Source organism: Streptomyces incarnatus (genome assembly GCF_001027185.1).
In the GTDB taxonomy this organism is placed as follows: domain Bacteria; phylum Actinomycetota; class Actinomycetes; order Streptomycetales; family Streptomycetaceae; genus Streptomyces; species Streptomyces puniciscabiei.
Genome location: NZ_CP011497.1, coordinates 6,171,334 through 6,190,334 on the forward strand (window position 1 = coordinate 6,171,334; position 19,001 = coordinate 6,190,334).

At 72.9% G+C, this 19,001-nt stretch carries 19 protein-coding genes; 7 read left to right on the forward strand and 12 right to left on the reverse strand.

What is annotated here, in order from left to right:
* The 5 genes from ABB07_RS41050 to ABB07_RS27895 form a co-directional block, all read right to left on the reverse strand.
* Window positions 1–326 (reverse strand): biotin/lipoyl-containing protein (locus tag ABB07_RS41050; RefSeq protein ID WP_341845925.1); only part of this gene is annotated, 326 nt, incomplete at its 3' end.
* Window positions 327–387: 61 nt separating this feature from the next.
* Entirely contained in the window at window positions 388–1,776 is a 1,389-nt protein-coding gene (gene lpdA, locus ABB07_RS27880) for a dihydrolipoyl dehydrogenase (RefSeq protein WP_055709709.1), read from the reverse strand.
* 313 nt (window positions 1,777–2,089) lie between these two features.
* On the reverse strand, window positions 2,090–3,649 hold the full coding sequence (locus ABB07_RS27885; RefSeq protein WP_208901291.1) for a leucyl aminopeptidase: 1,560 nt from the start codon (window positions 3,647–3,649) through the stop codon (window positions 2,090–2,092).
* A 231-nt stretch (window positions 3,650–3,880) separates the two neighbouring features.
* On the reverse strand, window positions 3,881–4,489 hold the full coding sequence (locus ABB07_RS27890; RefSeq protein WP_244189545.1) for an RDD family protein: 609 nt from the start codon (window positions 4,487–4,489) through the stop codon (window positions 3,881–3,883).
* A 48-nt stretch (window positions 4,490–4,537) separates the two neighbouring features.
* The gene (locus ABB07_RS27895; RefSeq protein ID WP_208901292.1) at window positions 4,538–5,323 is read right to left on the reverse strand and encodes an adenosylcobinamide-GDP ribazoletransferase; all 786 of its coding nucleotides are present in this window, start codon (window positions 5,321–5,323) and stop codon (window positions 4,538–4,540) included.
* Window positions 5,324–5,383: 60 nt separating this feature from the next.
* On the opposite strand from ABB07_RS27895, the gene ABB07_RS27900 reads away from it, so the two are divergent.
* Window positions 5,384–6,148, forward strand: a complete 765-nt coding sequence (locus ABB07_RS27900; RefSeq protein WP_208901293.1) for a hypothetical protein — start codon at window positions 5,384–5,386, stop codon at window positions 6,146–6,148.
* On the opposite strand, the gene ABB07_RS27905 is transcribed toward ABB07_RS27900, so the two are convergent.
* From ABB07_RS27905 to cobT, 3 genes are all read right to left on the reverse strand, one after another.
* Entirely contained in the window at window positions 6,088–6,852 is a 765-nt protein-coding gene (locus tag ABB07_RS27905) for a hypothetical protein (RefSeq protein WP_208901294.1), read from the reverse strand. The two genes, ABB07_RS27900 and ABB07_RS27905, sit on opposite strands and share 61 nt — an antisense overlap.
* Before the next feature lie 46 nt (window positions 6,853–6,898).
* Window positions 6,899–8,698 carry a phosphatidylglycerol lysyltransferase domain-containing protein gene (locus ABB07_RS27910; RefSeq protein ID WP_244189546.1) on the reverse strand — a complete coding sequence of 600 codons (1,800 nt, stop codon included), beginning with the start codon at window positions 8,696–8,698 and terminating at the stop codon, window positions 6,899–6,901.
* A 241-nt stretch (window positions 8,699–8,939) separates the two neighbouring features.
* The gene (cobT, locus tag ABB07_RS27915) at window positions 8,940–10,052 is read right to left on the reverse strand and encodes a nicotinate-nucleotide--dimethylbenzimidazole phosphoribosyltransferase (protein ID WP_208901295.1); all 1,113 of its coding nucleotides are present in this window, start codon (window positions 10,050–10,052) and stop codon (window positions 8,940–8,942) included.
* Window positions 10,053–10,185: 133 nt separating this feature from the next.
* On the opposite strand from cobT, the gene ABB07_RS27920 reads away from it, so the two are divergent.
* On the forward strand, window positions 10,186–11,169 hold the full coding sequence (locus ABB07_RS27920) for a class I SAM-dependent methyltransferase (RefSeq protein ID WP_208901296.1): 984 nt from the start codon (window positions 10,186–10,188) through the stop codon (window positions 11,167–11,169).
* Window positions 11,170–11,289: 120 nt separating this feature from the next.
* Here ABB07_RS27920 and ABB07_RS27925 read toward each other — a convergent pair whose 3' ends face one another.
* Window positions 11,290–12,492 (reverse strand): bifunctional adenosylcobinamide kinase/adenosylcobinamide-phosphate guanylyltransferase, encoded by a 1,203-nt coding sequence (locus ABB07_RS27925; RefSeq protein WP_208901297.1) that lies wholly within the window; start codon window positions 12,490–12,492, stop codon window positions 11,290–11,292.
* An 81-nt stretch (window positions 12,493–12,573) separates the two neighbouring features.
* On the opposite strand from ABB07_RS27925, the gene ABB07_RS27930 reads away from it, so the two are divergent.
* Entirely contained in the window at window positions 12,574–12,786 is a 213-nt protein-coding gene (locus tag ABB07_RS27930; RefSeq protein WP_055709718.1) for a hypothetical protein, read from the forward strand.
* A 49-nt stretch (window positions 12,787–12,835) separates the two neighbouring features.
* Here ABB07_RS27930 and ABB07_RS27935 read toward each other — a convergent pair whose 3' ends face one another.
* From ABB07_RS27935 to ABB07_RS27945, 3 genes are all read right to left on the reverse strand, one after another.
* Window positions 12,836–13,894, reverse strand: a complete 1,059-nt coding sequence (locus ABB07_RS27935) for a S1C family serine protease (protein WP_208901298.1) — start codon at window positions 13,892–13,894, stop codon at window positions 12,836–12,838.
* Window positions 13,895–13,950: 56 nt separating this feature from the next.
* The gene (locus ABB07_RS27940) at window positions 13,951–14,652 is read right to left on the reverse strand and encodes a class I SAM-dependent methyltransferase (RefSeq protein ID WP_208901299.1); all 702 of its coding nucleotides are present in this window, start codon (window positions 14,650–14,652) and stop codon (window positions 13,951–13,953) included.
* A gap of 83 nt (window positions 14,653–14,735) precedes the next feature.
* Window positions 14,736–15,365: a DUF3043 domain-containing protein gene (locus ABB07_RS27945; RefSeq protein WP_208901300.1), complete on the reverse strand. Its 630-nt coding sequence runs from the start codon at window positions 15,363–15,365 to the stop codon at window positions 14,736–14,738.
* Between the two features lie 254 nt (window positions 15,366–15,619).
* On the opposite strand from ABB07_RS27945, the gene ABB07_RS27950 reads away from it, so the two are divergent.
* The 4 genes from ABB07_RS27950 to ABB07_RS27965 all read left to right on the forward strand — a co-directional run bounded on the left by ABB07_RS27950 (window position 15,620) and on the right by ABB07_RS27965 (window position 18,910).
* Entirely contained in the window at window positions 15,620–16,411 is a 792-nt protein-coding gene (locus ABB07_RS27950) for a PspA/IM30 family protein (RefSeq protein WP_208901301.1), read from the forward strand.
* A 32-nt stretch (window positions 16,412–16,443) separates the two neighbouring features.
* Window positions 16,444–16,722 carry a PspA-associated protein PspAA gene (pspAA, locus tag ABB07_RS27955; protein WP_208901302.1) on the forward strand — a complete coding sequence of 93 codons (279 nt, stop codon included), beginning with the start codon at window positions 16,444–16,446 and terminating at the stop codon, window positions 16,720–16,722.
* Between the two features lie 293 nt (window positions 16,723–17,015).
* Window positions 17,016–18,236: a sensor histidine kinase gene (locus ABB07_RS27960; RefSeq protein WP_208901303.1), complete on the forward strand. Its 1,221-nt coding sequence runs from the start codon at window positions 17,016–17,018 to the stop codon at window positions 18,234–18,236.
* A complete protein-coding gene (locus ABB07_RS27965; RefSeq protein ID WP_208901304.1) occupies window positions 18,233–18,910 on the forward strand; it encodes a response regulator in 678 nt (225 codons plus the stop codon). The genes ABB07_RS27960 and ABB07_RS27965 overlap by 4 nt, the downstream gene beginning before the upstream one ends.
* The last annotated feature ends 91 nt before the right edge of the window (window positions 18,911–19,001 follow it).

The window sequence follows — 19,001 nt, forward strand, 5'->3', positions numbered from 1 at the left end:
GCCTCGGCGACCGGGGCCGGGGCGGGCTCGGCGGCCGGGGCCGGAGCCTCGGCGGCGGCGGGGGCCGGGGCGGCCGCGGGGGCGCCGGTGCCGTCGTCGATGACGGCCAGCTCGGCGCCGACCTCGACGGTCTCGTCCTCGGCGACCTTGATGGAGGACAGGACACCGGAGACGGGCGAGGGGATCTCGGTGTCGACCTTGTCGGTCGAGACCTCGAGCAGCGGCTCGTCGGCCTCGACGCGCTCGCCCTCGGCCTTCAGCCAGCGGGTGACAGTGCCCTCGGTGACGCTCTCACCGAGCGCCGGAAGGGTTACGGAAACCGCCATGGTTTCGGTTGCTCCTAACGAATTGCGGAAGTCTGTGTCGTCGCGCCCGTTGACCGAAGGCTCAGTCGTGGGAGTGCAGCGGCTTGCCGGCGAGCGCCAGGTGCGCCTCGCCCATCGCCTCGTTCTGCGTCGGGTGGGCGTGGATGAGCTGGGCGACCTCGGCCGGCAGCGCCTCCCAGTTGTAGATCAGCTGGGCCTCGCCGACCTGCTCACCCATCCGGTCGCCGACCATGTGGACGCCGACCACGGCACCGTCCTTGACCTGGACGAGCTTGATCTCGCCCGAAGTGTTCAGGATCTTGCTCTTGCCGTTGCCCGCCAGGTTGTACTTCAGAGCGACGACCTTGTCCGCGCCGTAGATCTCCTTGGCCTTGGCCTCGGTGATACCGACGGAGGCGACCTCCGGGTGGCAGTACGTCACCCGCGGGACACCGTCGTAGTCGATCGGAACGACCTTCAGACCGGCCAGACGCTCCGCCACCAGGATGCCCTCGGCGAAGCCGACGTGCGCGAGCTGGAGCGTCGGGACGAGGTCACCGACCGCGGAGATGGTCGGGACGTTGGTCCGCATGTACTCGTCGACCAGGACGTAGCCACGGTCCATGGCGACGCCCTGCTCCTCGTAGCCCAGGCCCTGCGAGACCGGGCCGCGGCCGACGGCGACGAGGAGGACCTCGGCCTCGAACTCCTTGCCGTCCGCCAGGGTGACCTTCACGCCGTCCTGGGTGTACTCGGCCTTCTGGAAGAAGGTGCCGAGGTTGAACTTGATGCCGCGCTTGCGGAACGCGCGCTCAAGAAGCTTCGAAGAGTTCTCGTCCTCGACCGGGACGAGGTGCTTCAGGCCCTCGATGACGGTGACGTCCGAGCCGAAGGACTTCCACGCCGAGGCGAACTCGACGCCGATGACACCGCCGCCCAGGATGATCGCGGACTTCGGCACGCGGTCCAGGACGAGGGCGTGGTCGGAGGAGATGATCCGGTTGCCGTCGATCTCCAGGCCCGGCAGCGACTTCGGCACGGAGCCGGTCGCCAGCAGGACGTGGCGGCCCTGGATCCGCTGCCCGTTCACGTCGACGGAGGTGGGGGAGGACAGCCGGCCCTCACCCTCGATGTACGTCACCTTGCGGGACGCGATCAGACCCTGCAGGCCCTTGTACAGGCCGGAGATGACACCGTCCTTGTACTTGTGGACGGCCGCGACGTCGATGCCCTCGAAGGTCGCCTTGACGCCGAACTGCTCGCTCTCGCGGGCCTGGTCGGCGATCTCGCCCGCGTGCAGCAGGGCCTTGGTGGGGATGCAACCCCGGTGCAGGCAGGTGCCGCCGACCTTGTCCTTCTCGATCAGGGCGACGTCCAGGCCCAGCTGCGCCCCGCGCAGGGCCGCGGCGTAACCACCGCTACCACCGCCGAGGATCACTAGGTCGAAAACGGTGCTGGCGTCGTTCGCCACGTCACGTCCTCCATGCATGTGCGCCGTACGCCGGTCTCCGATGACCGGCAGGCGGCTGGTGTCCGGCCGCTTGATGCTTCGGCCCTTCGGTGGGGGCCCTGTCCTGCCGGGCTCCATCTTTGCACTTGTCGGACGAGATCGAGACGCCGGGCCGGGGTGTGAGACGTCCCACGTTCACTTGAAACGAACGGGGCAGCGATGCCGAGAAGGGGCGCGGGGCTGTGTCCGACATGCGGCTCCGCCGCGTGGGCGCGACCAGCCCCCACGCGGCGAGCTGCGGAACAAGCAGCCGAACTGGGCTATTGGGCGACCGTCAGCCCAGGTCACCCGCCGCGGTCAGCTCCGCGAGCCGCACCAGCGTACGCACGGCCGACCCTGTACCACCCTTGGGCGTGTACCCGAAGGGCCCGCCCTCGTTGAACGCGGGACCGGCGATGTCCAGGTGCGCCCAGGTGATCCCCTCGCCCACGAACTCGCGCAGGAAGAGCCCGGCGACCAGCCCGCCGCCCATCCGCTCGCCCATGTTCGCGATGTCGGCGACCTGGGACTCCATCCCCTTGCGCAGGTGCTCCGGCAGCGGCATCGGCCAGGCCGGCTCGCCGACCTCCTCCGCCGCCTCGTGCACCGCGGAGCGGAACGCGTCGTCGTTGGCCATGACACCGAACGTCCGGCTGCCCAGCGCCAGCATCATCGCGCCGGTCAGGGTCGCGACGTCCACGATGGCGTCCGGGTTCTCCTGCGAGGCCGCCCACAGCGCGTCGGCGAGCACCAGCCGGCCCTCGGCGTCGGTGTTGAGGACCTCCACGGTCTTGCCGCTGTACATGCGCAGCACGTCACCCGGGCGCACCGCGGAGCCGGACGGCATGTTCTCGGCCAGCGCCAGCCAGCCGGTGACGTTGACCTCCAGGCCGAGCCGCGCGGCGGCGACGACGGCGGCGAACACGGCGGCGGCACCGCTCATGTCGCACTTCATCGTCTCGTTGTGCCCGGCCGGCTTCAGCGAGATGCCGCCCGAGTCGTAGGTGATGCCCTTGCCGACGAAGGCGAGGTGCTTGTCCGCCTTCGGGTGCTTGTACGACAGCTTCACCAGGCGCGGGGTGGCCGCCGAGCCGCCGCCGACGCCGAGGATGCCGCCGTATCCGCCCTTGACCAGGGCCTTGTCGTCGAGCACCTGCACCTTGATGCCGTGCTCCTTGGCCGCGGTCTGCGCGATGCCCGCGAAGGCGGCCGGGGTCAGGTCGTTCGGCGGCATGTTGATCAGGTCGCGGGCGCGGTTCAGCTCCTCGCAGACCGCGACGGCGCGGGCGACGGCCCCCTTGTGGGCGGCGTCACGCGGCTTGCCGCCCAGCAGCGCGGCCTCGGCCAGCGGAGCCTTGCCGTTCTTGGCCTTGCCACCGTTCGCCTGCGCGCCGTTCTCCTTGTACACGTCGAAGGAGTACGCGCCGAGCAGGATGCCCTCGCCGATCGCCCCGACGGCGCCCGGGCCGTCGACGGGCAGCGCGAACGCGGCCTTCTTGGAGCCGGCGAGCGCGCGGGCGGCCACGCCGGCGGCCTTGCGCAGCGCCTCGGCGTCGTAGGCCTCGTCGTCCTCGCTCTTGGCGTCCGGCTCCGTGCCCAGGCCGACCGCCACGACGATCGGGGCCTTGAAGCCGGCCGGCGCGGGCAGCTTGGTGAGCTCGCCCTCGGCACCCGAGGCGCCGAGGGTCTCCAGGACGGCCGCAAGCCTGCCGTCGTACGCCTTGTCCACGGCCTCGGCGCCCGGCGCTACGACAAGGTCCCCGGACCTGGATCCAGCGCCCTTGGCGACACCGATCACGATCGCGTCGGCCCGCAGGCCGGGCGCCGCGGCGGTGCTGAGAGTCAGAGCAGTCACGGTGGTGAAATCTCGCTTCCGATGTGAAGTTCCTGTGGCCGAAGTGGGGTGGGTCGACCGGGCCCGAGAGCCGACCCTAGGTCCATACCTGGGTGCAGGTGGCAACCGGGGCCTTCACCCTGTCGGCGAACACCCGGGACGAGACTACGCGCGTGCGCCCGTTCGCTCATTCCTGCGGGCGTTCACCTGTGCGTGGCGTCGTGCTCACTTCCGCCTCCCCGGCGCGGGGGCTCACCACTGGGGCGCGCTGCCCGTCGGGCCGGACTCCGCCCGCCGGAGCGCGCCCATGACCGAGGTGCCGGCCAGCCGGTCGGCGAGGGAGCGGCGGCCGGGGAAGACCACCGTCAGGGCATTGACCAGGAACAGCACCACCGCGATGGCCCACACCAGCACCGAAAGGACGAACTGCCCCTCGATCAGCAGCACACAGGCCAGCGCGTACACCGCGACGTCGGCGACGGTGGTGACGGCGGCGCGGCGCAGGGCGTGCCGGGACAGCCGCGGGATGACGCGCAGGCCGAGCAGCCCCTTGCCGAGGGTGCGGCCGAGCAGCGCGAGGCAGGCCCACTGGTAGAGGAACGTGAGGACGACGAGCGCGCCGAAGGCCTCCTCCACGTCCAGGACCACCTGGTCCCAGAGGGACAGGCCCAGGTGCTCGGAGGCGCCGATGACGTCACCGCGCGAGGTCACGAGGTCGAGGCCGCCCTTCGTGGCCAGCGAGGGCACGTCGGTGACGAGGGCGGTGACGCGGTGGAAGGTGAGGACGGCCAGCAGGACGGCCACCACCGCCACGAGTGCGAAGTCTATGGACCAGGCCAGGGCGCGGCGCAGCTTGAGCACGGAACTCCCCCGAATCACAACGCTCTTGTCCGTGTACGGCAGAGCAGCTTAGCGGCCCAGGGACAGCACGATGAGGGCCGTTGTCGCCGCCGTCTCCGCCAGGGCGCCGAAGACGTCGCCCGTCACCCCGCCGAACCGGCGCACGCAGTGGCGCAGCAGGAGATCGGCCGCGGCCAGGGACAGCAGGACCGCGGCCGCGGTGCGCACGGCGTCGTACGGGCCCAGCGCCGTGCCCCAGGCCGCCGAACCGATCGTGAGGGCCGCCGTGACGGCCAGCGCGCCCGGTACCGGCACCACCCCGGCGACCGCCGCTCCCAGCCCCTCCGGGCGGGCGGCCGGCACACCGGTGCGGGCGGCCAGGGTGAGGGCGAGCCGGGCCGTGACCGCCGAGACGACCGCCGCCAGGGCACCCCGCGCCCAGGAGTGGCCGTACAGCTGTGCCAGGACGGCGACCTGGGCCAGCAGCACCAGGACCAGGGTGATGACGCCGAACGGCCCGATGTCCGACTGCTTCATGATCCGCAGCGCGTCCTCGGCGGGCTTGCCGCTGCCCAGGCCGTCGGCGGTGTCGGCGAGGCCGTCGAGGTGCAGCCCCCGGGTGAGCGCCGCCGGTACGGCGACGGAGGCGACGGCGGCGAGCAGCGGGCCGGCGCCGAGCAGGAGCAGCAGCAGTCCGAGCCCGGCCGCGCAGAGGCCCACGGCCAGGCCCGCGGCGGGGGCGCTCAGCATCCCGCCGCGGGCGGCCCCGCGGTCCCAGCGGTGCACCCGGACGGGCAGCACGGTGAGGGTGCCGAAGGCGAAGCGGAGGCCGTCGAGGGGGGAGGACTTGCGCACCGGCGCAGGTTACCGGGCGGTCGCGGAGCCGCCGCCCACCCCCCGGGATAAGGTGCGCATATGGGGCAGTGGTGGGTACGGAACATCGTCGAACCGGGCAAGCTCCCCCTGCTGCTCGCCCTCGCCGCCTTCCTGCTCACGTTCGTCGTCACCCGGGTGATCACCCGGCTGATCCGGGCCGGCAGGGGCCCGTTCGGGAACGTCAGCGCGGGCGGGACGCACATCCACCACGTCGTCCCCGGGGTCGTCCTCACCGTCGTCGGCGGGTTCGGCATGCTCGCCAGCGACTGGCACGGCCCGGGCGGTACCGTCGCCGCCGTCCTGTTCGGGATGGGCGTCGGGCTGGTGCTGGACGAGTTCGCGCTGATCCTGCATCTGGACGACGTGTACTGGACCGAGGAGGGCCGCAAGAGCGTCGAGATCGTCGTGCTCACCGCCGCGCTCGTCGGGCTGCTGCTCGCCGGGTTCGCCCCCTTCGGCGTCAACGACCTGTCCGCGCAGGAGCTCCAGGACCGCGGCGGCGCCCTCAGCACCATCGGCCTGAACTTCCTCTTCGCGCTCATCGCCCTGAGCAAGGGCAAGGCGCGCGTCGCGGTCTTCGGGGTGGTCGTGCCGCTGGTCGCGCTGGTCGGCGCCGTACGGCTGGCCCGCCCCGGCTCCCCGTGGGCCCGCCGTTTCTACGGCCGCCGGCCGCGCGCCCGCGCCAAGGCGGCCCTGCGCGTCTACCGGCACGACCGCCGCTGGGCCCGGCGCAGCCGCGCCGTTCAGGACTGGATCGGCGGCAAGCCCGACCCGCGCTCGGCCCGGTTGCCCGACCGCCGCTGAACCCGCCACCGCACGCGGCCGTACACGTGCCGCGGCCTCAGGCGCAGCCGGTGTCCGTAGCGGTGCCGCACCGCCACCTCGAGGCAGATCAGCCCCACGGCCATCAGCGCGGCCAGGTGCTCCTTGCCCGCCAGATTCTCCTTGACCAGCACCTCGGCGACCATCGCCAGGGTCACCGCGCCCGAGGTGACGTACGCGCCGTAGCGCCAGCTCACGAACACGGCGAGACCCACCACGGCCGCCGACGGACCGGTGTCCACCACCTGCGCGTCCGTCCACGGCAGCCCGAACGGGGCGTGCGCGCCCAGCGAGATGCCGATGCGCGCGTAGAGGGTTCCGGCGACCGTGGCGGCGTACGCGATGACCAGGGTCCGCCACCAGCCGACGCACACCTCGGCGATCCCGAACACCAGCAGGATCTGCGCCAGCGCGCCCCACACCGGCAGGTCCAGCGCCGGCACGAACAGCGACAGGGGCGTGCGCAGCAGGGCCAGCCACAGCGGGTCCTCGGCCCGTACGGCGCCCACGTCCTGCACGAACTGGTAGCCCCACGGCCGGTTCTGCACGTACTGCAGCAGGGCCGTCAGACAGACCGCGCCGAGGGTCATCGGTGCCGCCCGCAGGCCTCGCTTCGGCAGGGCCGTGCCCACGGTGACGCACAGCGGCCCCCACTCCTCACGGGCCCAGCGGGCGAGCGCTCTCATCAGACGTTCCTCATCGGCCGTTGCTCAGCGGTGCGTGTCCGGGTGTCTAGCGGTGTGTGTCCAGGTGCCTGCGGTGCAGCCACTTCGGCAGTCCCGGCGCCTCCAGGAACCCTTCGGCACGCGCCGAGGCGAGGCCGATGCGCAGCAGGTCCGCGCTCTTCTCGAAGAGCAGGAACCGCGGCTCCCAGATGGGCCGGTACTTCGCGTTGGCGCGGTACAGCGACTCGATCTGCCACCAGCGGGAGAAGAAGCTGAGCAGCGACCGCCACACCCTCAGTACCGGACCGGCACCGAGGCGCGCCCCACGTTCGAAGACCGACCTGAACATCGCGAAGTTGAGTGAGACCTGCGTGATCCCGATCTCGTCGGCGCGCCGCAGCAGTTCGATGACCATGAACTCCATCAGCCCGTTGTCGGAGTCCCGGTCGCGGCGCATCAGGTCCAGCGACAGCCCGCGCGGCCCCCAGGGCACGAAGGACAGCAGCGCGCGCAGCCTCCCCTCGGCGTCGGTGCACTCCAGCATCACGCACTGCCCGTCCTCGGGGTCCCCGAGCCGGCCGAGCGCCATGCTGAACCCGCGCTCGGTCGCCCCGTCCCGCCAGTCGTCCGCGCGCTCGACGAGATACGCCATCCGGTCCGCCGGGATGTCCTCGTGCCGCCGGATCCGCACCTCGTACCCGGCCCGCTTCACCCGGTTGTACGCCTGCCGGACCGTCCGCATCGCCCGGCCCTCCAGCGTGAAGTCGGCGACCTCCACGATCGCCTCGTCGCCGAGTTCCAGCGCGTCCAGCCCGTGCCGGGCGTAGACCGTCCCCGCCTCCTCGCTCGCCCCCATCACCGCCGGGATCCAGCCGTGCGCCCGCGCCTGGGCCAGCCACGGCACGATCGCGCCCGGCCACGCCTCCGGATCGCCGAGCGGATCCCCGGAGGCCAGGCTCACCCCGCCGACCACCCGGTAGGCGACGGCCGCCTTGCCCGTGGGCGACCACACCACGCTCTTCTCCCGGCGCAGCGCGAAGTAGCCCAGCGAGTCCCGCTCGCCGTGCCGGTCCAGCAGGGCCCGCAGCTGCTTCTCGTCGTCCTCGGTGAGCGGGTCGACGGCGCGCCGGGAGCGGAACGCGGCGTAGAACACGGCGAGGACGAGGGCCGTACTGAGCACGTTGACCGTGACGTTCGCCCAGTTCGGCGGGTCGATCCCGGGGAAGCGGGACTCGTCGGCGGCCACCGACACCAGGCGCAGGGCGCCGTAGTGCCAGCGCTCCCAGAAGGTCGAACGGGCCGCGTCCGGCGCCTGGTTGGTGACCGTCACCAGCAGCCCGGCCAGCAGGCTCGCGGCCAGCCCGCCGCCGACGGCGACCGTCGCCGCGAGCCGCGGGTTGGACCGGTCGCCCTTGGCGTAGAACTCCCGGCGGCCCACGAGCAGCGCGCCGAAGAACGCGGTGGTGAGCCCCAGCGAGATCCAGTTCTGCGCATACCGCCGGATCTCCGGGAACGACGCCATGGCGAACGCGAGCAGGGTGAGGAAGGCCCCGCTGATCACCAGGTTGAGGATCCAGGCGGCCCGCTTCCGGCGCCGCATGGTGATCGCCAGGAAAGCGGTGAAGACGCCCGAGGCGAAGCCGGCCGTCAGCAGGTACGGGGTGAAGAAGTCGTCCTGGTTGTGCCGGCGCACGTCCTGGCCGAGCGAGACCCAGACCGCGCTGAGGAAGTTGATGAAGGCGACGGTCCGCAGATACCAGACGGCGAAGGCGGCGGCCCGCCGGGAAGCCCCGGTGGACCGCCGCTGCTCCTCACCCGGACGCCCCGGCTCGACTCCCTGCGGCACCGCATTTCGGGCATCTCCCATGGGGCAGGATCATATGGGTGTGGCCAGGGCCAACCGCACTTTCCGGTCTCTGTGGCGTGCGTGCTCTTTTACGGCCGGCGGGGGCAACGGCCTTTTCCCGCCGCGACGGTGCTCGGCCGCGACGGTGCTCGGCCGTGACGGAGCTCGGCTGCGACGGTGCTCGGCCGTGACGGAGCTCGGCTGCGACGGTGCTCGGCCGTGACGGTGCTCGGTCGGCGGTGCCGAACCGACCGAGACCCGACTACTCCTGCTCCGCCGACTCCTCCGCCAGCTTCTCCTCCGGCTCCTCCGTCGGCTCCTTCTCGGTCCCCGGCTTCTCGGGAAGCTCCGCGGCCAGTGCCGCCGCGGCCCGCACCAGCGGCAGGGCCAGCAGCGCGCCCGTGCCCTCGCCGACCTTCACCCCCTGCGCCAGCAGCGGCTCCAGGGCCATCCGGTCCAGCGCCTTGGCCTGCCCCGGCTCCCCGCTGTCGTGCCCGGCCAGCCACCAGTCCGGCGCCCGGAAGGCGACCCGCTGCGCGACCAGCGCGCAGGCGGCGGCCACCACTCCGTCGAGCAGCACCGGCAGTTTCCGCACCGCGCACTGCAGCAGGAACCCGGTCATTGCCGCGAGGTCCGCCCCGCCCACGGTCGCGAGCAGCTGCAACTGGTCGCCGAGCACCGGCCGCGCCCGCCGGAGCGCGTCCCGGATCGCCGCGCACTTGCGCATCCACGCCAGGTCGTCGATCGCGAGCCCGCCCCGCCCGGTCACCACCGACGCGTCGGTCCCGCACAGCGCCGCGATCAGCACCGCCGCGGCCGTGGTCCCGCCCACGCTGACGTCACCCAGCACCACCAGGTCCGTACCCGAGTCGGCCTCCTCGTCGGCGACCGCGACGCCCGCGCGCAGCGCCGCCTCGGCCTCCTGGAGGGTGAGCGCGTCCTCGATGTCGATACGGCCGCTGCCGCGCCGCACCCGGTGCCGTACCACGTCCTCCGGGAAGGAGCCGGGATCGCAGTCCAGGGCCATGTCCACGATCCGTACCGGCACTTCCTGCCGCCGCGCGAGCACGGACACCGGGCTCGCGCCCTCCAGCACGGCCCGCACCAGCTGCTCGGCACTGCCCGCCGGACGCGCCGAGACGCCCAGCTCGGCGACTCCGTGGTCGCCGGCGAAGAGGATCACCTTCGGCCGCTCCACGGTCCGTACCGGTACGGCACTCTGCGCGGCGGACAGCCACTCGCCCAGCTCGTCGAGGCGGCCCAGCGCCCCGGGCGGCACGATCTGGCGCTCCCGCCGGGCCTCGGCGTCACGGCGCACGCCCCCGTCCGGGCGCTCGATCAGATCGGTGAAGTCGTCCAGATTAAGCCTGCTCATTCGCCGAACAGTACCGCCAGAGAACGAACGCTTCCGCGCCACATGGCCACCACACCCCCATGACGTCGTTGCACCCAAGATCGGCATCCCATACGTTCCGGTTTGCAGCGGAATGTCGCTCAGGGAGCCGCCCATGCCGACCTCGCCCTACACGCCGACGCCCCTTCCGCGGTCCTCCGACCCGTTCCTCGAACCGCGCCGCGAGGACTGCCCCTGGTGCGGTTCGGCACGCCTGCGCACCCGGGTGCGCGTGGTCGACCCCCTGCGGCACCGGCCGGGCCGGTTCGCCGTCGACCAGTGCCGCGACTGCGCCCACGTCTTCCAGAACCCCCGGCTCACGGCCGAAGGGTTCGCCTTCTTCCACCGGGACTTCTACGAACGGCACCTGGAGGAGTTCACCGCGCGCGTCCTGTCCGCGCGCGCCGTCCGCCGGCGGCACCGGGCCACCGCCCGGAGGCTGTCGGCGCTGGCCGAGGCGGAGAGCTGGCTGGACGTGGGCACCGGCCACGCCCGTTTCCCCGAGGCCGCGAAGGAGTTCTTCCCCTACACGAGCTTCGACGGCCTGGACCCGACGGCCCGGGTGCAGCAGGCCCAGCTGGAGGAGCGGGTCGAGGAGGCCCACCGCGGCTATCTCGCCACCCCCGGCATGACGGCCCGGCTGCGCGGCCGCTACGACGTGGTCAGCATGTTCCGCCATCTGGAGCACACGCCCGACCCGCGCGCCGAACTCCGCGCCGCCCTCACGGCCCTCCGCCCCGGCGGCCACCTCGTCGTCGAAGTCGCCGACCCCCGCTGCGGGTTCGCCGCGCTGCTCGGCAGGTTCTGGCTCCCCTACGGCCAGCCGCGCCACCTCCACCTGGTGCCCTTGGCGAATCTGCGGGCGGAGTTGGAGAGCCTCGGCTGCACGGTTCTGGTGATCGACCGCAGGGATCCCCACATGCCCTACGACCTGTCAGGCGCCGTGGCCCTGGCCTCGGCCCCGCATGCCGTACTGACCGCCGCCGCGGCGCCCGTGCGGGCGTTGGCCTCGGTTCTGGACCACGCCCTGGCACCCGTGCTGTGCCGCACACCGTTCTCCAACGCCTACAGGATCGTGGCCCGCAAGGCCGTCCGCTGACTGCGGGTCCGCAGTGGCTGGTCGCGCAGTTCCCCGCGCCCCTTCGGGGCGCTGCAGCGCCGGCACCCCGCACGCGCCGGTAAGCGACCCCACCACGCACAGCCAATCACCGGGCGCCCCTCACCCCCGGAGCACCAGAGCCTGACCGGCGACCACCAGCAGCACCTGCTCGCACTCCTCCCCGAACGCCGCGTTCAGCCGCCCGAGTTCATCCCGGTACCGCCGCCCGGAGGCAGTCGCCGGCACGATCCCCGACCCCACCTCGTTGGACACGGCGACCACGGTCCGCCGAGTCGACCGGACCGCCTCCGTCAGCTCCCGTACCCGCGAGCGCAGCGTCTTCTCACCCCCGCCCGCCCACTCCGCGTCGTCCCACGCCCCGACGGCGTCCATGGCATCCGTCAGCCACAGCGACAGACAGTCGATCAGCAGCGGCGGCCCGTCCTCGCCCAGCAGCGGCACCAGGTCCGTCGTCTCCGCCGTACGCCACGACCCCGGCCGCCGCTCCCGGTGCGCGGCCACCCGCTCGGCCCACTCGCCGTCCCCGCCCCGCGTCCCGCCGGTCGCCACGTACAGCACGTCCGGGAAGGACGCGAGCCGCCGCTCGGCCTCCACCGACTTGCCCGAGCGCGCCCCGCCCAGCACCAGCGTCCGGCGCGGCACGTCCGGCACGTCCTCGTACGCGCCGACCGCCAGCGTCGTACCGTCCGGCACCGCCCGTGCCCCGGCCGCCGCCAGCCGGCGCCCGAGCTCCGGGCCGGGCGGCACGTCGTGGTCGAGGTGGACGGCGAGCACATCGGTGGTCGGGCCGGCCGAGCGCACCGCCCGCAGGCGTGCCAGCGCGTCCGGCCGGCCGACGACGTCCATGAGGACCATGTCGTACGACTCCGCCGTCGCCTCCTGAAGACCCGCCGGCGCCCCGCCCGGCGGCAGATACAGCAGCCGTTGCCCGTCCGGCCCGGTCACCGCGTAGCCGGTGCCGCCCGCGTCCATCGCCACGGCCTGCACCCGATGCCCCGTCAGCAGCGCCAACTCCCGTCCGTCCGGCACCCGGCCGGGCTGCGGCAGCCCGGCCGGCACCTCCACCGGCGGTCCGTCGTGCGGATGCGACAGCAGCACCTGCCGCACCCCGGCGAGCGAATGCCCGGCCCGCGCCGCCGCGAACGCCGCGCCCGGCGTGAGATCGAGCAGCAGCGACCCGTCGACCAGCACGGCGGTGGCCGCGCGCGCGTCGGGCCCGAGCGCCATCGCACAGGCGGCGCAGGGACAGCCGGGTCGCGGCAGCCCGGCCGGGGCACCAGTACCGAGCAGAGTGATTTCCACGGGACCGATTCTCACCCGTCCCAGCAGCTCTTGCGCTTCCGGCTAGGCTGCGAGCACGAGTTGGATCACGAGGAGGCCCACATGACGGCATGGACGTGGCGGTTCGAGAAGGCCGACGGGACGGAGGTCCAGCCCGCGGTGCAGCCCGAGGAGTTCACCACGCAGGGGGATGCCGAGTCCTGGATCGGCGAGCACTGGAAGGCGCTCCTGGAGGGCGGCGCCGACCAGGTGCGGCTGTTCGAGGAGAACACCGAGATCTACGGGCCGATGAGCCTGCACGCCGACGCGGCCTGACCGGTGCCCAGGGGTGCGGCTCCCGCGGTCGTAGGGGCCGTGCCCCTCGTCACTGCTCGCCCAGCGTCACCTCCACCGTCTTCCGGGCGCCGTCCCGCTGGTAGGTCACGGACGTCTTCTGCCCCGGGGTGTCCGCCGCCAGCGCCTCGGAGAGGGAGGTGATGGTGGTGACCGGCCGGTTGCCCAGCCTGGTGATGATGTCGCCCGGGCGCAGGCCCGCCTTGTCCGCCGCGCCGCCGGGCTTGACGCTGACCACCGCCACCCCGATGGGCCGCCGGTAGAGGTCGTCCACGACCGTCCGGGCGGTGATGCCGAGCGCGGCCCGCCCGGAGTCGGTGACCCTGCCCTCCTTGACGATCTGCCCGGCGATCGTCTTCACCATCGACGCCGGGATGGCGAACCCGATGCCGGGTGCCGCACTGCCCCCGAGGGCGGGGTCGGCGGCGGCCAGCGTCGGGATGCCGATGACCTGCCCGGACAGATCGACCAGCGCGCCGCCGCTGTTGCCGGGGTTGATGGCGGCCGAGGTCTGCACCATGTTCGCGAGGGTCGCGCCGGTGCCCCCGCCGGGGACCTCGCTGACCGTCCGCCCGGTCGCCGAGACGATGCCCTGGGTCACGCTGGACGACAGGCCGAGCGGCGAGCCCATGGCCAGCACGATCTGGCCGACCTGCACCTTCCCGGTGTCGCCGAACCTCGCCGCCCGCAGCCCGGCCGGCACCTTGTCCAGCTTGATGACGGCCAGGTCCTGCGCGGGGTAGGAGGACACCAGGCGCGCGGTGAGCGGCTCCTCGCTGTTGGCCGCGGTCACCTTGAAGGTCTTCTGCGACTCGACCACGTGCGCGTTGGTGACGATGTGCCCCTTGCCGTCGTACACCACCCCGGAGCCCAGGGTGTGGCCCGCCTGGATCTGCACGACCGACGGCAGGGCCTCCTTGATGACCTTCTGGTACTGGCTCTGCAGATCACCCGCGGCCATCGGCACGGCGGCCGGCGCGTTCGCCGTGGCCTCCTCGGGGGAGTTCGCGCTGCAGCTCGCCGCCGCACAGCACACCAGAGCCACGGCGGCCGCGACCCTCCGCGGGGCACGGATCGGGGAAGCGTCCATGCCCCGAGTCTCACCGCGCGCCGATCACCCGGCCCGCGCTGTTGGCCCGAACGGACTCAGCCCCGTACGCCGCACAGGTGCAGCAGCGCCGCCACCCGCCGGTAGGGGTCCGTGCGCCCGGCCCGCTCCTCGACCGCGAGCAGCGTCTGCAGGTCCTGGGGGAGCTCCGCGTCGTCCGCCGCCGTGTCGGTGAAGACCCGGACGCCGTACCAGGCGTGCAGCGGGGCCGCGATCCCGGCGAGCGTGGCGGTGAGCGCCGACAGCCGGTCGGCGCGGACGTCCAGACCCAGGCGGTTGCGATAGGCGGTCGTGTCGAAGGCGGCCAGGGCGCCCGCCCAGTCACCGGACAGGCCCGGCCGCATGGCGAGCGCGTCGCCGTTGCGGACGAGCAGGGAGAGGAGTCCGCCGGGCGCGAGCATCCGCGCCAGGCCCGCGACCAGCGGGTCGGGCTCCTCGACGTACATCAGCACTCCGTGGCACAGCACCACGTCGAAGCTGCCCGGCAGGAAGTGCACGCCGGTGTCCCGCCCGTCGCCCTGCACCAGCCGCACCCGCTCGCGGATGCCCTCCGGCTCGGCGGCCAGCGCCGCTCGCGCGGCGGCGATCATCGTCGCGTCCTGCTCGACCCCGGTCACCTGATGGCCGAGCCGGGCCAGCCGCAGCGCCTGCGTGCCCTGGCCCATCCCCACGTCGAGCACCCGCAGCCGCTGCCCGACCGGGAACCGCCCGGCTATCTGCTCGTCCAGCTGCCGCGCCACCAGCTCCTGGCGTACGACATCACGCAGCCTGCCCAGTTTGTTCAGCCAGGCCTCGGCCGCGCCCCCGGTGAAGGCCTCTGCGCTCAGGGCCGCTCTCCGCGCTTGACCTGCGGCTTCGGCAGCCGGAGCCGGCGCATCTGGAGGGAGCGCATCAGGGCGTAGGCGACCGCGCCCCGCGTGTTCTCGTCCGGGAAGCGCTCCTTGAGCCGCTTCTTCAGCCGGAAGCCGCTGAACGCCGCGTCGAGCACGATCAGCACGATCACCACCAGCCACAGCAGCAGCGCGATCGACTGGATCGCCGGCACCCGCACCACGCTCAGCACCAGGATCACCACGGCGAGCGGCAGGAAGAACTCCGCCACGTTGAACCGCGAGTCCACCCAGTCGCGGGCGAACTTGCGGACCGGGCCCTTGTCCCGGGCGGGCAGATAGCGCTCGTCACCGGTGGCCAGCGCCTGGCGCTGCCGCTCCAGTGCCTGGCGCCGCTCCTCGCGCTGGCGCTTCGCGACCTCCTTGCGGTTGGTGGGCGTGTGGGCCACGCTGCGCCGCTGGGACTGGGCCTCACTGCGCTTGGGCGTGGGCCTGCCCTTCGGGGCCTGCGGGTCTCGGGGCTGCTTGGAGAGGTTCACCTGCGCCTTGTCGGCGGTCGGGGCCTTCTCGTCCTTGGCACGGCTACGGAACACAAAACCCAAGGGTAAGGGCTTCACCGGCATGGACCCCAGCCCGGCCGGGAACGATCCGGCAACACCGGGCGTCTGTAGGGGGACAGAGGGGACGTTCCGGGGGCCGGTGGGGGACTGGTGGGGGATCATCTACTCCTTGCGCCGGAGCGGTACCGTCCGCAGTCGTCCTCGGGGATGAGCGCATCCGTCCCCGAACAGTGCGGTAATGGAGTCAGGGCCCGTACTGTGGGTCCTGTCGCAGGATCTGTGAGCTGGAGTCCGTCAGAAGGGGGCGCGCGAAGCCCATGAGCGGTGTCATGAAGCGTATGGGGATGATCTTCCGCGCGAAGGCGAACAAGGCCCTTGACCGGGCCGAGGACCCGCGCGAGACCCTCGATTACTCGTATCAGAAGCAGCTGGAGCTGCTGCAGAAGGTCCGCCGCGGCGTCGCCGACGTGGCGACCAGCCGCAAGCGCCTTGAGCTCCAGCTCAACCAGTTGCAGCAGCAGTCCTCCAAGCTGGAGGACCAGGGCCGCAAGGCGCTCGCGCTCGGCCGCGAGGACCTGGCCCGCGAGGCGCTGTCCCGCCGCGCCGCGCTCCAGCAGCAGGTCACCGACCTTCAGACGCAGCACGCCACCCTCCAGGGCGAGGAGGAGAAGCTCACCCTCGCGGCCCAGCGCCTGCAGGCCAAGGTGGACGCGTTCCGTACGAAGAAGGAGACCATCAAGGCCACCTACACCGCCGCGCAGGCGCAGACCCGGATCGGCGAGGCCTTCTCCGGCATCTCCGAGGAGATGGGCGACGTCGGCCTGGCCATCCAGCGTGCCGAGGACAAGACGCAGCAGATGCAGGCCCGGGCCGGCGCCATCGACGAGCTGCTCGCCTCCGGCGCCCTGGACGACCCGACCGGCATGGCCAAGGACGACATCGCGGCCGAGCTGGACCGGCTCTCCGGTGGTAGTGATGTAGAGCTGGAACTGCAGCGCATGAAGGCCGAGCTGGCCGGCGGCTCCCCGCAGCAGGCCATCGAGGGCGGCACCGGCCAGGGGCAGACCCAGCAGCAGCCGCAGGACACCCCGCGCTTCGACAAGCAGTAGCCCGGCGCCGGACCCGAGCCGAGGAGACCGACGTGATCGTACGGATCATGGGGGAGGGCCAGGTGAGGCTGGACGACTCCCACTTCGTCGAGCTGAACAAACTGGACGACGAGCTGCTGGCGGAGATCGAGAGCGGCGACGAGGCGGCGTTCCGCCGGACCTTCGCCGCGCTCCTGGACGCCGTCCGGCGCCTCGGCACGCCGCTTCCCGACGACGCGCTGGAACCGTCGGAACTGATCCTTCCGGCGCCGGACGCTTCGCTGGAGGAGGTGCGGGCGATGCTCGCGGACGACGGGTTGATTCCGGGGTGAGGCGAGGGGGCGCCTGAGAGCTCGGGGCCCGTGGTGGTCGGGCGGCTGCGGGTCCGTCGTGGTTGTTCGCGCAGTTCCCCGCGCCCCTTACGGGGCGCTCCCGCCGCCCTGCGCCGCCGTCGTACCCGCGCAGCTGCGGGCAGTCGTGCCTCCCCCAGTGCCTTAAGGGCCTGGGAGGTACCCCCAGGGCGGCACGGGTGGGCGCAGCGGCACCTCTCAGCGAGCAGCGCCCGCCCCCACCCCCGACCAGCCGCAGCGCAGGGCACCTTGCCGGCACCCGTACTGTTCATCAGGTGAGCACTCTCGACCGCGCCCGCTGCAGTCTCAAAGCGCACCCCCTCGCGCTGGACGCGGCCATCGCCGCAGGCGTGCTGGTCTGCATGATCGCGGGATCCTTCGTGACCCCCAGGGGCGACAACGGCGTCACCTGGGGCATCCGCACCCCGGACCCCCTCAGCCTCCTCCTCATGCTGCTCGCCGCGGCCACGCTGGTCTTCCGCCGCCGCGTGCCGAAGACGGTGCTCGCCGTCACCGGCGCCCTCTCCGTGATCGAGTGCGTCACCGGCGACCCCCGCGCCCCGGTCGCGATGTCCGCCGTGATCGCCCTGTACACCGTCGCCGCGAGCACCGACCGCACCACCACCTGGCGCGTCGGCCTGCTCACGATGACCGTGCTGACGGCGGCCGCCATGCTCGGCGGCCCCCTGCCCTGGTACGCGCAGGAGAACATCGGCGTGCTCGCCTGGACCGGCATCGGCGCCACCGCCGGGGACGCCGTACGCAGCCGGCGCGCGGTCGTCCAGGCCATCCGGGAGCGGGCGGAGCGGGCCGAGCGCACCCGGGAGGAGGAGGCCCGCCGCCGGGTCGCCGAGGAGCGGCTGCGCATCGCCCGTGACCTGCACGACGTCGTCGCCCATCACATCGCCCTGGTGAACGTGCAGGCCGGGGTGGCCGCGCACGTCATGGACAAGCGGCCCGACCAGGCCAAGGAAGCCCTGGCGCACGTCCGGGAGGCCAGCCGGTCCGCCCTCGACGAACTGCGCGCCACCGTCGGACTGCTGCGCCAGTCCGGTGATCCGGAGGCCCCCACCGAGCCCGCTCCCGGCCTGAGCCGGCTGGACGAGCTGGCCGGCACCTTCCGCAGCGCGGGCCTGCCCGTGGAGGTGGCCCGCGCCGACCAGGGCGCCGAACTGCCCGCCGCCGTCGACCTGGCCGCCTACCGGATCGTGCAGGAGGCCCTGACCAATGTGCAGAAGCACGCCGGACCCGAGGCCAGGGCCGAGGTCAGCGTCGTACGGGTGGGGACGGACATCGAGGTCACCGTGCTGGACAACGGCGCGGGTGCGGCAGGCCGGCCCGGGGCCGGCGGCGGGCACGGACTGCTCGGCATGCGCGAGCGGGTCACCGCGCTCGGCGGCACCCTCACCACCGGCCCCCGCTACGGCGGCGGCTTCCGCGTCCATGCGATCCTGCCCCTCAAGACCCGTACGACGGCCCCGGGGGAGCCCGTATGACGATCCGTGTCCTGCTCGCCGACGACCAGGCCCTGCTGCGCAGCGCGTTCCGGGTGCTGGTCGACTCCGAGCCCGACATGGAGGTGGTGGGGGAGGCCTCCGACGGGGCGGAGGCGGTCCGGCTGGCGAAGGAGCGGGCCGCCGACGTGGTCCTCATGGACATCCGGATGCCGGGCACCGACGGGCTCGCCGCCACCCGGCTGATCAGCGCCGATCCCTCGCTGACGGACGTACGCGTGGTCATCCTGACCACCTTCGAGGTCGACGACTACGTCATCCAGGCCCTGCGCGCGGGCGCCTCCGGCTTCCTCGGCAAGGGCAGCGAGCCGGAGGAGCTGCTGAGCGCCATCCGGGTCGCGGCGGGCGGCGAGGCCCTGCTGTCGCCGGCCGCCACCAAGGGGCTGATCGCCCGTTTCCTCGCCCAGGGCGACGACGACGGCCGCGACCCCGCCCGCTCCGACCGGCTCGGCGCGCTCACCGGACGGGAGCGCGAGGTACTGGTCCAGGTCGCCGGCGGCCACTCCAACGACGAGATCGCCGAGCGCCTCCAGGTCAGCCCGCTGACGGTGAAGACGCACGTCAACCGGGCCATGGCCAAGCTGGGCGCGCGCGACCGGGCGCAGCTCGTGGTGATCGCGTACGAGTCGGGGCTGGTCCGGCCGAGGACGGACTGATCTCCACCGGGGGCGTACCACGGGTCTCCACCCTGGCCTACTGCGGATCTCCACCCCGGCGTACTGCGGGCGGAGTAGGGCCCGGATAAGG